Source organism: Streptomyces sp. ICC1, assembly GCF_003287935.1.
GTDB lineage: Bacteria > Actinomycetota > Actinomycetes > Streptomycetales > Streptomycetaceae > Streptomyces > Streptomyces tritrimontium.
In genome coordinates, this window is sequence record NZ_CP030287.1 from 6026081 (window position 1) to 6038220 (window position 12140).

At 70.3% G+C, this 12140-nt stretch carries 14 protein-coding genes; 10 read left to right on the top strand and 4 right to left on the bottom strand.

Annotation, left to right across the window (positions count from 1 at the left end; genetic code table 11):
• The first annotated feature begins 84 nt into the window (after positions 1-84).
• Complete coding sequence (locus DRB96_RS28325; RefSeq protein ID WP_112451021.1) at positions 85-1593, top strand: DUF4246 domain-containing protein; 1509 nt, start codon at positions 85-87, stop codon at positions 1591-1593.
• A 124-nt stretch (positions 1594-1717) separates the two neighbouring features.
• Entirely contained in the window at positions 1718-2098 is a 381-nt protein-coding gene (locus tag DRB96_RS28330; RefSeq protein WP_112451022.1) for an endonuclease domain-containing protein, read from the top strand.
• A gap of 157 nt (positions 2099-2255) precedes the next feature.
• On the opposite strand, the gene DRB96_RS28335 is transcribed toward DRB96_RS28330, so the two are convergent.
• From DRB96_RS28335 to DRB96_RS28345, 3 genes are all read right to left on the bottom strand, one after another.
• On the bottom strand, positions 2256-2627 hold the full coding sequence (locus DRB96_RS28335; protein WP_112451023.1) for a fic family toxin-antitoxin system, toxin component: 372 nt from the start codon (positions 2625-2627) through the stop codon (positions 2256-2258).
• Between the two features lie 13 nt (positions 2628-2640).
• Positions 2641-2868 (bottom strand): hypothetical protein, encoded by a 228-nt coding sequence (locus DRB96_RS28340; RefSeq protein WP_112451024.1) that lies wholly within the window; start codon positions 2866-2868, stop codon positions 2641-2643.
• A 641-nt stretch (positions 2869-3509) separates the two neighbouring features.
• Entirely contained in the window at positions 3510-4700 is a 1191-nt protein-coding gene (locus DRB96_RS28345; protein ID WP_112451025.1) for a putative peptide maturation dehydrogenase, read from the bottom strand.
• Between the two features lie 104 nt (positions 4701-4804).
• Between DRB96_RS28345 and DRB96_RS28350 the strand changes: the two genes are divergently transcribed.
• The 7 genes from DRB96_RS28350 to DRB96_RS28380 all read left to right on the top strand — a co-directional run bounded on the left by DRB96_RS28350 (position 4805) and on the right by DRB96_RS28380 (position 9889).
• Entirely contained in the window at positions 4805-5137 is a 333-nt protein-coding gene (locus DRB96_RS28350) for an NHLP-related RiPP peptide (protein WP_162688756.1), read from the top strand.
• A 46-nt stretch (positions 5138-5183) separates the two neighbouring features.
• Positions 5184-5501 (top strand): NHLP-related RiPP peptide, encoded by a 318-nt coding sequence (locus DRB96_RS28355; RefSeq protein WP_162688757.1) that lies wholly within the window; start codon positions 5184-5186, stop codon positions 5499-5501.
• A gap of 38 nt (positions 5502-5539) precedes the next feature.
• Positions 5540-5869 carry a hypothetical protein gene (locus DRB96_RS28360; RefSeq protein WP_112453771.1) on the top strand — a complete coding sequence of 110 codons (330 nt, stop codon included), beginning with the start codon at positions 5540-5542 and terminating at the stop codon, positions 5867-5869.
• 814 nt (positions 5870-6683) lie between these two features.
• Positions 6684-7271, top strand: a complete 588-nt coding sequence (locus tag DRB96_RS28365) for a hypothetical protein (RefSeq protein ID WP_162688758.1) — start codon at positions 6684-6686, stop codon at positions 7269-7271.
• A 126-nt stretch (positions 7272-7397) separates the two neighbouring features.
• Positions 7398-7586 (top strand): hypothetical protein, encoded by a 189-nt coding sequence (locus DRB96_RS28370; protein WP_112451029.1) that lies wholly within the window; start codon positions 7398-7400, stop codon positions 7584-7586.
• 252 nt (positions 7587-7838) lie between these two features.
• On the top strand, positions 7839-8327 hold the full coding sequence (locus DRB96_RS28375) for a hypothetical protein (RefSeq protein WP_239516367.1): 489 nt from the start codon (positions 7839-7841) through the stop codon (positions 8325-8327).
• A gap of 467 nt (positions 8328-8794) precedes the next feature.
• Positions 8795-9889, top strand: coding sequence for a C40 family peptidase (locus DRB96_RS28380; RefSeq protein WP_162688759.1), 1095 nt, complete (start codon positions 8795-8797; stop codon positions 9887-9889).
• Between the two features lie 538 nt (positions 9890-10427).
• Here DRB96_RS28380 and DRB96_RS28385 read toward each other — a convergent pair.
• Positions 10428-11180, bottom strand: a complete 753-nt coding sequence (locus tag DRB96_RS28385) for a hypothetical protein (RefSeq protein WP_162688760.1) — start codon at positions 11178-11180, stop codon at positions 10428-10430.
• Between the two features lie 567 nt (positions 11181-11747).
• On the opposite strand from DRB96_RS28385, the gene DRB96_RS28390 reads away from it, so the two are divergent.
• Positions 11748-12068 (top strand): hypothetical protein, encoded by a 321-nt coding sequence (locus DRB96_RS28390; protein WP_112451032.1) that lies wholly within the window; start codon positions 11748-11750, stop codon positions 12066-12068.
• Positions 12069-12140: the final 72 nt, after the last annotated feature.

Genomic DNA, 12140 nt, shown 5'->3' on the forward strand with positions numbered 1-12140 from the left:
CGCGGGGTGGGGGTCGCGGACGTGGTGTCAGTGGGCCGGGCTATCGTTCCGGGCACCGCACACCGACCGTGAGGACCACCAGAAGTGACCGGCCTGTCCGCCTTCCCGCTGCCCTTCCAGAGCTCCCGTTCCCCGGCGTTCGCGACGCCCCGGACACTGCGGGAGCTGCAGATCATGCAGTGCAGCTCGCACCTTCGTGCCAAGCCCGCGTGGTTCGACAAGATGAACGACGCCGACATCGTCGCCAAGTGGACGCGGGAGGCGCTGGCGCAGGGCCTGACCGAAGCGCAGGTGCGCTACGTTCGCGCCGAGCTGGCGCACTACGCCGCGTTGCGGGACGCGCGCACGGGCATCGAGGTGTCCGCGGTCGACGGGGTCTGGCAGTCGGACGTACTCGTCGACGAGCAGCTCGGGTCCCGGTTGCGCGAGGCGGTCCGGGTCCTTGAAGAGGTTCCCGAATCGGAGCTGGACTGGCATCCCGGATCCGGCGGCCAGGTGTTGGATCTCGTGCACCCCTCACTGTTCTGCCTGGTGCGGGAGGTGAGCGGAGGGCCCGAGCAGGCCTGGCAGAACGCGACGAACCACTACGCGAAGTACGAGTTCTCGGAGAGGTTCCAGTGGCTGCCCACGGACGTGGACGTCAGTGACGACGGCGCCGTCGCCTTCCGCTCGTACGTCAACAACGTCCACCCCGAGGCGCATCGTGCACTGGAGTCCGTCCTGCCGGACGTGTTCGCGCGCCTGCGCCCGCTGTTCGAGAACGTGCTCACCGATCTGCGCCACCCGCGGCCCCTGCGGATCGAGGCCGATCCCTACGGATGGTACGACCCGCAACCGGAGCGTCCGCGCCAGTCGTCCTACAGTGACGACGCGGCCTACAGGGATGCCTGCACTGCCTGGGACGAGGCCTGTGAGGACTGGTGGGAGAACCGCCGCCCGATCGTCCCCGACGCTCCGGCCTTCAGCCCGCCCGCACTCCCGGACGCCTCCGCCCGAGTCGACCTGCGCGGCCGCCGGCTCCAGGTCATCGTCAAGCTCGCCACCGTCCACCTCACCCCGGACCAGCCCGAGTACCCCGGCGGTTCCTGGCACGTCGAGGGCATGCTGAACGAGCGGATCGTCTCGACCGGCATCTACTACTGGGACAGCGAGAACATCACCGAGAGCCGGCTGGGATTCCGGGCCGCACTCGACGACCCGGACTATGAACAGAACGACGATGGCGGGCTGCGCGAGGTCTACGGCCTCGAGGACGAAGGCGCGCTGAACCAGGTGCTGGGCTCGGTACCGACCCCGGCGGGCCGCTGCCTGGCGTTTCCCAACGTCCTGCAGCACCGCGTGGACGCGTTCCGCCTCGCGGACCCCACTCGCCCGGGACACCGCAAGATCCTCGCGTTCTTCCTGGTCGACCCGGCGGAGCGGATCGTCTCGACCTCCGACGTACCGCCGCAGCAGCCCTGGTCCGACACGTCGACCATGACGCTCGAGCAGGCCAAGGCGTACCGCGAAGAACTCATGCGGGAAAGGAAGTTCTTCGTCGACGAACACAACGAGCAGCTCTACGAACGGGAGTTCTCGCTCTGCGAGCACTGAACCGCGGGTACGGGTGCGGGTGACACGGGAGCCGGCCCGGAGGGCGACACCGGACACCAGGACCTGCCGGAGGCGAGCGCCGGCCGACGTGACGCCGGGGGAGCGGTGCCCGGGCGGCGGCCACATGGTGAGCGCCAGTCGGCCACCGGCGTCGGTACGCACCCGGTCCATCCGCCCGCTACGCGAAGCGCTGGTCGCCGCCTACGGTCCGGACTGCCAGATCTGTGGGCCCTACCCCGGCACGATGGTCGACCACGACCACGGGACCGGCCATTGCCGAGGCCTGCTCCGCCGGTTCTGCAACCGCACCCTCGAGGACTGTCCGCACCTCACCGACCGCCCGAACGCGGACTACATGCGGTGCCCGCCCGCGGCCGCCCCGGCCCTCACCCACCCCGTGCACGAAGAGTTCCGAACCAAGTGGTCCACCCGTCGGCGCAAGATCGAGCTGCTCGGCTTCGACCCCTTCGAAGGCCTGCCGCTGCGGATGCGCCCGGGTGGCTAGTGCTGTGACCGGGAAGGTCCACCGGGTCGCGGCGCCCGGCACGGCACCTCGCCGCGTTGTCGGACCACGGCGGTACGTCCGGTACGAGGCGTGGTCCTCCGCCTTGCGATGCACCGCACCGGACACCGCGACCCGGCAAACCTTGCCGGTCACAGCACTACCGGGTCCATTCCTTCAGCACGACCGCGATCTGGCGGACGTCGACCAGGCCGCCGGAAACCTGCTCCAGGAGGTCCCCGACCTCCTTGGTCGTCACGTTCACCGGCAGCCCCGAGCCCTGCAGGTACGCTGCCGCCACCGTGGCGGCGTAGAGCTCGTTGGAATGCTCCAGAGCGGGGATGCGGACGAGCTGCTGCAGGAGGGAAGCGGCCCGGTGGTGCGGCTGGTCATAGACCAGGGTGTCCATCACCTGGAAACCGTGGCGCGCCCTGGCCGCCTCCAGCGAACCCCAGTCCCAGACCTCGGGATCCCCAGGGATCTTCCGGTGCGCAATCTCGAGCAGCCACGTCAGATCGATCGTAAGGATCATGAGTCGCGCCGGGTCAGGCCGCAGTGGCGCTGCGGCCGGCCGGGCCGCCGAAGCGCTCCGCCAGGCCCTCGGCATGCATCGCGACGAATGCGTCCGCACCCTCCATGAACCGCACCCGCGTCAGGTCGGCATCCAGCACCCGCCCGGCATACGCCTCCGCCGGCACACGGCTCTCCGCCGCCGCACGCTGCAGCTGCTCGTACGCTTCGTCGCTGATCTCAATCCTGATTTCCCGGGCCATACCGACCACGGTAGCGGTCTGCGGCGGCGTACGGCAGGGGAACGGCTCCGCCCCCGCCCCCGCCCCCGGGCAGACGCCCAGCGAGCACCTGGCGATACGGATCGCCAGCCGGACAACGCAACCCCAGGAACGGCAAGGCCTGGGTCACGGACGAGGCGAGCCGGGAGCACCGACCGTGGACCGCCGGCCGATTCATCGCCGGATCACGGACGGTCGGTGGCGGGGGAGGGGATGCCGGTATGACCCTGCTGCCGATCACCGCGCCCGCATCCCCGTCGCACGTCCACCATCTCGGACCCGAAGCCGGCGGATGGGGAAATCAGGGTCGATCACACGGTGGCGACGGCGACCGGCGTCACCCCTCGGCTCGTGCCACGGCACTCGCTCCTTCGTGTGGCGCTACGGCGCTCCGGCGCTCGCCCCGTCGTGCCGGCCGCTCCACGCGCCCTGGGCGTGCGCCCTGGGCAGGGGTCCCGGCCGGGTGGATGGTGCCGGGGAGGGCGGGCCGACCGAGCCTGCCGGGCCTGGACGGTCGCCCTGGGCGCAGTGGAAGTGAGGGTGGCCGGGGCAGGCACTGACGAGCCGTTCGCAAGGGTCCGGGATGGAGTGCGGATGCCGTGCTCACGGGGGGTCGGGCGGACTCAGCTCTCTCTGGCCGCGTCCCGCGTCCGCAGCCAGACCTCCTCGGCCGGATCGAATTCGCTGGTGGTCATCTCGTGTGCGCGCCAGCCGAAGCCACAGATCGCCAGCGGTCCTTCGGCCAGCGGGTCCAGGCCGAAGCCGTGCTCGATGTCGATCTCGTTGATCGCCGAGGTCACGAAGGCGCCGAGGCCGAGTTCGGTCGCGCTCAGGTACAAGGTCTGGGACAGGTGCCCGCTGTCGAGCACTAGGGCGCGGTAGGCCTTGGCGTGCTGACGGTACTTCCAGAAGCTGCGCGCGTACCGCGGCGCCAGGACCGCCAGCACGGGCGCGTTGGAGAACCAGTGCTGACCGGCCAGGGCGCGGCGCGCGAACTGCTCCAGTGGTTCGTCCGGGGCGGGCAAGTGCTCCAGGGCGTGATCGACCGCGTGGTAGTGATACAGCCCGGGCGCGAGACCGTCGACGTTCTGCACGATCAGGTAGGCCTCGGTCGGATGCAGACCGCCCCCGGAAGGCGAATGCTTCTTCAGGAACACGGTGTCGTCGTCGACGCGCACCTGCGACTGTGCGGCGAAGACGCGTTGCAGCATGTGCGCGCACAACGCCAGGGGCAGCGCCCGCTCGCCGTCGAAGTTGCGGCAGGTAGTACGCCGCGCCAGCATCGCGTCGAACTCGTTGCCGTCGACGCGCGGCAACGGCACCCGGTCCGGTGCGTCCCCGCGCTCGAAGGCATGCGTGGGCGGCGGGCCGAGCTTGCGCCGCAGATCGGCGGCGGTGGTCATCTCGTTGGCCTCCATGCTGTTGACGCTGTCCAGGCCCTCCCACCGCGCGAGCCGGTGCATCATCGCTGCGGGCGGCCACCAGTGACCGGCGCGCAGTACGTCGTCGCGTTCACGATGAGCGGTGTGGCGTTCGTCGTCGGTGATCACCAGGCCGCTGTCGATCAACTCGGCCACCAGGAGCGACTCTTCGGCGTCCAGCGCGTCGGTCTCGTGCCATTCGCCGGGGCTCAGCCGGCCGAGCAACTCGCGGTGCGCCGCGTCGACCTCGACCTCCGCGTCGAGATGCGCGGCCAAGGCCAGCCAACGCCGGGTGCGGCTCAGGCCGGCACCGCCGGTCAGCAGCGAGTCGAAGTCGAAGTCCACATCTTCGCGAGGCTCCAGAAACAGCACGGCGCAACGGCGAATACGCATCGGGATCCCTTCGGCGGATGGCGGATCCGGAGTGCGGGATCCGGTATCGACGGCGCCACGGAAAGGCTCCCCGTGTCACACGATGGGCAGCTATGGTTTTTACCATGCAGACTCAGGTACTGGGGAACGAGAAGCTGCACCTTCCGGCCGACGTCGTCGATCGTCTGCTCGATCTGCTGAGCACCGACGACCATTTCCGCGGGCTGTTCACGCAGAACCGCCACGCGGCCTTGGCCCAGGCCGGTTGCGCGCTGTCCGAGGACCAACTGCGCGCGGCCTCGCCGTTCAGCTGTCTTGCCGTGAATCGGCTGGCCGGCAAGGAAGCCATCGCCGGTGCGCGCGCAGAACTGCGCGCGCACCTGCTCGCCGACGCGGCGTACAGCAATCCGCACGCCCTGGAGGCCGGATCGATGCACGCGGTGCTACGCCACAACTGACGCGCCGCACTTACTTGCTGGGGGAGGGGACACCATGCCGTCAACCATGTCCGAAACCAAGCTGCAGATCCCGCCGAGGGTCGCCGATCGGCTGCTCGATCTGCTCGCGACCGACGACGCCTTCCGCGAGCTGTTCCAGCAGAACCGCCACGCCGCCCTGGTGGAGGCCGGTTACGAACTGTCCGAAGATCAGCTGCGCGCGGCCTCCCCGTTCAGCTGCCTGATCGTGGATCAACTGGCCGGCAAAGCGGCCATCGCCGACGCCCGCGACCAGTTGCGCGCCTACCTGCTGGCCGACGGAACGCACACCGTCGTCTTCGCCCTGGCGGACGACCCGACCCACACGGTACTGCGCACCGGCTGACCACGGTTTACTACCGTCACATAGGAAGGGGTGTGGACATGGCACTGGCCAAAAGGGGATCGCGGCTCATCACGGTGGGCGACACAACCTACCGGTGGCGGCTCCGCGGACGGCCGACCTACGGCCAGGCGCTGGGCTGGTCCCCCCTCTCCTACGCGGTCGAACACGCCGAGACTCCCGGCACCACACTGGTGATCACCACCAACCAACCGCACCCGAGCAACTGGGTGGGAGCACAAGGCAGCCCGATCGTGCCCGCCCAAGTGGCTGACAGCATCCGCACCGCACTCACCACCGGTTGGATGCCCGGCAGCCCCGGCTCACCGTTCCACCTCGACCAGTCAGCCGGCTTCGGCTCCTCCGATTGACCCGCCCGACCTCTGGCAGGTGGTCCCGAGCAGCGCTCGAAGACCACCACGGAACTCCACGCAGGCCATCCGTACGCGACCTGGTTCAGCCCCTCGCCACGCGGTGCGCCCGCCTGCCGGTCACGGCTACCCGTGCCCGTGAACCGGACGGCGATCGAAAGCGGTGCTGCGCGAGGGCTTCAACGCTGGCCTGGAATCCGCTGCGCCCCTCTCCGACATGGACGTCGTAGGCGCCGCCCGCGGAACAAGCCGGCCCCGCCCACCGGCCGGCCGCCGTGTCCGCCGAAGCCGCCAGGTGTGGACGCTGGCGCGGTGGGGGAGGTGTCCCGCGGCGGCGGGCCAAAGCGCGGATGGGGCCGTACTCCGAAACAGGCCGGGGCCTCTTTCCTCGGGGGAGTTTCCACCGGTCTGGTTTTTGAACGGCTCGCTGTGTGTACTGACGTGCTTCCCGGCGGGCTGGTCAGGCCGGGGAACATCGGCTGCCGATAAGGACGTATCACCCGGGATTCACGACAAGATCCATATGGTGCGCCTTGTATCGCCGATCTCGCTGACAGAGTCATTCCAGGCGTCGCGCACCGGAAAGCCGGTGCCTGCGCCGATACCTGAACACAGTTCTCGGGAGGACTCCATGAACGTATGTCAGCGAATATCCACCGCTCTGCCTGTCTGCGCGAGCACGACCGCAGGCGCGGTCGTGCTCGGCATGGCAGGCGCCGCCTCGGCGAGTGAAGCGACGGATGCGGATCGGACCGCGCAGGTGGTGGAGTCCGCCACGGGTACCGGGGCCGTGGCCCGGGCCCCGGGGAAGGGCGTGAGCGTCCCGCCCAGCGCGGCCGGCGCCGTGAAGGCGAGGACGGCCGACGGGGGGTCGGTCTCGATCGGCCTGCCTCAGACGAAGAACGTTCCGGGTGCGAAGGCGGGCAGGGGAACCACCGTCTACCCGGGCGCCGCCCCCTCCACGGACCTGGCCGTACAAGCCACCCCCGAAGGCGGCGTGCGCGCTCTGGCCGTCCTCAAGGACAAGACCGCACCGCGCGAGCAGCGGTACGCCATCGGACTGCCCGACGGCACCCGCCTGGTGAAGGCCGGCACCGGGGCCGTCGCCGCGGTCGGAAGGGACGGCAAGGTCCTCGGCGCCTTCGCCGCCCCGTGGGCCAAGGGCGCGGACGGCAGGGAGCTGCCCACCGACTACCGGATCGAGGGCAATGTCCTCGTCCAGTCGGTGCAGACCACTGGGTCCACCGCCTTCCCCGTTGTCGCCGACCCCTGGTACGACCCTCCTCGTGGGAAAGCTGGGACACCATCAAGTGCGTCGCCGGCCAGAGCCAGGACGGGGCGATCTACGGAGCTGCGGGCGGAGCCCTGGCCGGCCCTGAGGCCATCGGCCCCGGAGCCGTAGGCGGAGCTGTGGCCGGCACCGTGGTCGGGATGAAGAACTGCTGACCACGGTGGTGCCAGTCCGTCACCATCGGCTCGCGAGGGAGGACACGTGACACCTCAGACTCCTCCTGAGGGGAAACCGACTGTGTGGATCGTCGTCGTGGCCGCCGTGGCGCCGTGGAGTGCGATGTCCTTCCTCGACATCCATCCAGCGTGGCTGATCGTCCTCCTGACGGGCTCGGCCGTGGCAATCAGCGTCCTGGGCGTCCGGTTCTACTACCGGCACCGGATGCTCCGGTACTTCCGGAAACACCCCGACGCCCCTGCCGGGTAACACGCAACGGACCCCAGGCCGCCCTGCCGACGACGTCTCGCACCCGACTCCACCAGGAGCGGGCTCCGCCGAGGACATGGTCCTGTCCTCCCCAGCCGTTCCTGACGCGCTTCGACAGACGCAGGGCGGACTTGGGAAGCGCGCTCGGCCCGACGGGCATGACGGGCATTACGTGCATCCGGGCCCGTCACGCCGCCGTGGCCTGCCGGGGCTCCCGTGAGCGGGGCGCACGCGGCAAAGGAGACTGTGGGCATGGATGATGCGTTCACACCCCTTCGGCGAGCTGTCGGTCTGCTGCCCGAGGACGCCGTGGCAGAGAACGGTCAGACGGTCGGGGATGTCCGCGAGGACGTCAGGCGCCAGGAGTGGGAGATGGTGCTCGGCGTTCTCGAAGAGATCGGGGACGTCCATCCGGTGTCCGTGGATTTCTGGGAGCTTCTCGCCGAAGCCGCTCGGCAGATGAGGCTCGACCGCAGCCGCCGTTGGTGTCAGTGGCGGGGCTGGGAAGTCCAGCACGGCACGGTCCGGGCAACGTTGAGTCTGCTGGATCCGGCGGACGGCGGACGGCGGACGGCGGACGTCGAACCGTCGTTTCCGGTGACGGTCGGCTCAGACCGATGTGGGACATCGGCAGTCACACCACGGACGAAGAACGAGCGCTCAGCATCGCAAGGCTGTGGGTGGAGTTCGAGCCGCAGCTCGGCCCTGGAGAGACAGCCGACGTTCGCCTTGCTCCCGTGAAGCCCGCGCAGTGGCAGCGGCTGCGGCCCGGTGACGTGATCTTCATGCACGAAGGCCAACTTGTCAGCGGCATCGCCGAGATCATCGAGGTCCTGCCGCCTCGGGTTTGAGGCCACTGGGTCAGGTAGTTGCGAGATGCCCGCGGGGACGGCTGGCAGCCGTGGCAGGTGGCCGTTGAGCCGTCCGGGCCTCGTGACGGTCGGTTCCAGCGGATGGCTGAAGGCTCGCCGGCGTATCCGCTGCGGCGCCCGCCCCCTGCCCGGCGCGGACGCCGGACCGCGACCGCGAAGGCGGGGACCGGTGCTGCGGTCGGGCCGGATGCCGCCCGGAGTCCAGTGACGAGGGTGAAGCGCGGGCCCGTCGGCAGCCTTTGCGGGCGCGGCAGGGCGACCGGCATGTCCGATATCAGCCGCATGGTCGGCCGATCGGTCCCTGGTTCCTTGCGGCTCGCGCAGGACAATCGTCGTATGCCCCTCTCGAAATTGGCGTTTCCCGTCGCCGTCAGCGCAGTCTTCGCCTTGATTCCCCCGGCGCATGACGTCTCCGCCTCGGAGGGCTCCCCTTCGACGGCCTCGGCAGCCTGCAAGGGCGCCAGGACCTGCTACGTGGACGTGTCCGTCGCCCAGATCTGGGAGAGCCCCGACAAGGTGCGGACGGTGGACGCGAAGGCGCTCACCAACCCGGTCGACATCCGGGGCTGGTTCGCCGCGATGGCCCACGACATCAACCTGCGCCGCGACGTTCCGGGTGAGACGCAGGCCCTGTACGGGGGCCGGGTCACCGTGGTGGACACGATGACCAAGGACGGTGTGCTCTGGGACAAGGTGACGGTCCACGGCCAGCCCACGCCCAGGGATACGGCCGGCTACCCCGGCTGGGTGCCCGACCGGCAGTTGACCAAGCTCCGTAAGAAGGCCCCGCCCGGCACGACCGCGGAGCGAGTCACCAACCCGACGGCCCGGGGCTACGGCTCTCGTCAGGCACTGGCGGCGGGGGCGCCGTCCAAGGGCGGCACCGAGTACTCCTTCAACACGGAGTTCGCCGTGAAGCCCGTCGTGGGCGCCCCTTCCGTGGTGGAGGCCCGTGCCAACGACGGCAGCCCGCTCTACTTCAAGCGCGGCGACCTCGCGAAGGTCCCGGCGTCCGGGGTGACCGGCGACGACGTGGTCGCCGAAGCCCGCAGGTTCCTCGGTCTGGAGTACCTGTGGTCCGGCACGGCCGGGTTCGGCTACGACTGCTCCGGCCTGACGAGCCAGGTGTACTCCGCCCTCGGCATCACCATCCCGCGCGACAGCCAGCCGCAGTTCGACGCGGGCGGCGGCGCGGCGCCCGAGGGCTCGGCCGAGGGCGAGCGGATCACCTCGCCGACCGACCTCCTGCCCGGCGACGTCCTGGGCTTCGGCAGCAGCACCTCGAACGTCAGCCATGTGGGCATCTACATCGGGAGGAACGACAAGGGCGAACCGATGATGATCAACTCGCCCAGGACAGGGGAAAGCGTGAGGGAGGAGCCCATGGCGAACCGCCCGTTCGTGGGTGCCACCCGCTTCATCGGATCCTGAACTCGGGTCCCGACCCCCGCCGGGGTCGGGGTGAGCGGACAGGAACAGCCATGCGTCCTGTTCTCGTGGGGGCGCCGATGGCGGTACTGGCTGACGCCTTGACCGACCCGGCGCCCGCGGCAGCGGATACCGCCACGTACGAGGTGCCGTGCGGGAACCTGAGGCAGAAGTTCGTGCAGGCGGCGAGGAAGACGAAGGCGGTCAGTTCTGCGCTGCGACGGTCTAGGTCGGTACCCGCTCCCGCCGTTCCTCCGCGATCCCCTCGGCTACCGCTCCGAGCGCCCGGTATCCCACATGGCTGTAAGAGCAGGGCGGAGAACCCCGTCGAGACGGTACGGGACCCCCGCCCGCCCTGCTCGCCGACGCCTCGCCGCTGCTGGCGGAGAGCGACGGCGACGGCCTCCCCGGGCGGGCGCCGCCTTTGGGGCCGGGTCGCTCACCGCTGGGCGCCGGCGGCCCTGCACCCGCCAGCCTGAGAGCGCCTGGCCGGCCCGGTGCAGGGAGTGCCGCCGGTTGGACGATCGGAGCGGACGTACGGTCACGGTGACTGCCCGGCGCGGCGCACGAGGGCGGCGAGTCGGTCCCGCCACTCGATCAGCCAGCGGAGCGGGGCTTGGGTGAGGTTCTCGTCGATGCCGTAGATCTTCACTCGCTCGGCCGCGACGAGCTGCTCCACGAGGGCGAGGGCCTCAACGAAGTCGCCGCGCCGCTCCAGCGCCCTGGCCAGCGGGCTCCGGGTGATCCGGGCCGCCTCCTCCCAGGCCGCACCGAGCGTCTCCTCCTCGGCGAGCAGGGTTCTCAACCGCCCGATCTCCTCGTCCGTGTCCCCGGCCTCGCCCAGGAGTTCGGCGAGATGGCGCCGATGCCGGTGCGTCTCCTGGTCGTCGGCGCCCAGGAACCGGGTCGTGTCCTCGAGCAGGGCCTGTAAGTCCGCGATCGCTCCGGGCAGGTCCCCGGTCGCACGGCGGTACCGGACGAGGTTGCCGCGTGCCCGCAAGGTGTCCGGGTGCCCGGGACCGGATTCCGCGGTGCGGTCCGCCACCTCCGCTTCGGTGAGGCTCAACGCGACGGCTGGGAAGCCCTCCCGGGAGAGCCAGAACGCCAGTGTCTCCCGGGCCCGAAGCGTGTCCGGATGCCTGGAGCCCAGCTTCCGGGCCAGGTAGTCGATCTGCTGCTGAGCCCGCGCCCCGGACAGGGAGTCCGGCCGATCCAGATGCCGGAAGCGCCGATTGGCCAGCCAGGTACGCGGGGTGTGCCGGCCGTGTGCCCGCTGCCGCTCCTCTGTGCCCATGCCCGGTCCTCCCCGCCGTCCGACGCCACCCCTCACAAGCATCCCCCAGTCCGGCGGGCGGGGGGAAGGCCGCGATCATCAGCGCGGGGTCCCGCAGCGGGCCGCCCAGTGCGAGACCGCCTCGAGCAGCGCGGCCAGCTGCACGTCACCGTCCTGTGACCGCTGCCGTTACGGCTGCTGGAGCCGGGGCCCGTCTTCATGGACACCGCTGAACGCACCGCCCGTACGGGCGGCGCCCGAGTAGTCGTGGAGGAATGCGGGGATGTGCAGCTCGATGCCGAAGTGCCGGTGGACGGTGTTGTAGTAGGTGAAGAACCGCTCGCGGGTGTCGCGGGCAGCGGCCTACCATTCACCGGGCGAGGAGGCGTGGTCGCCACTGACACGGGGGTGGTGTTCGGGGCGGTCGTCACTGTCATGGGGCGGTGGACGTGCAGGTCACGTACTGACAGGAACGCGGGAGATCGCAGGCGGCGCTGGTGCGTGAGGCGGAGCTGCGGGTGGGGCGGGCGCGGATTCCTGAGCGGGGCCGGATCGCCCGGGAGGTGCACGACACGGTCGCGCGCCCGGGTGGGGCAGGTCTCGATCACCGCCGACGCCCTGATGGCCGGCCGGCCTGACATTGCCGGGGACGTGGAGCTGATCCACCGAACCAGCCGGCACGCGCTGCTGGAGCTGCGGCAGATCCTCGGCGTCCTCACCGGGCCTCGCACCGACAGCGGTACAGACCCCTGCGAAGTGCCGGTCGGCACCGACGGCTTCCCCGACCTGATCGAGGCCACCCGCAGGGCGTGCGGCAGCCCCATCTCCTACACCGCCACCGGCGGTACCCGCGGGCTGGCGGAGCCGGTACGCCAGGCCGCGGGCACCGCACTGTCCAGGAAGCTCTGACCGATGCGGCGAAAAACGCCCGGCGCACCCGTCACCGTCCACGTGACCGCCAGGGCCGTAGATGACGGCGAC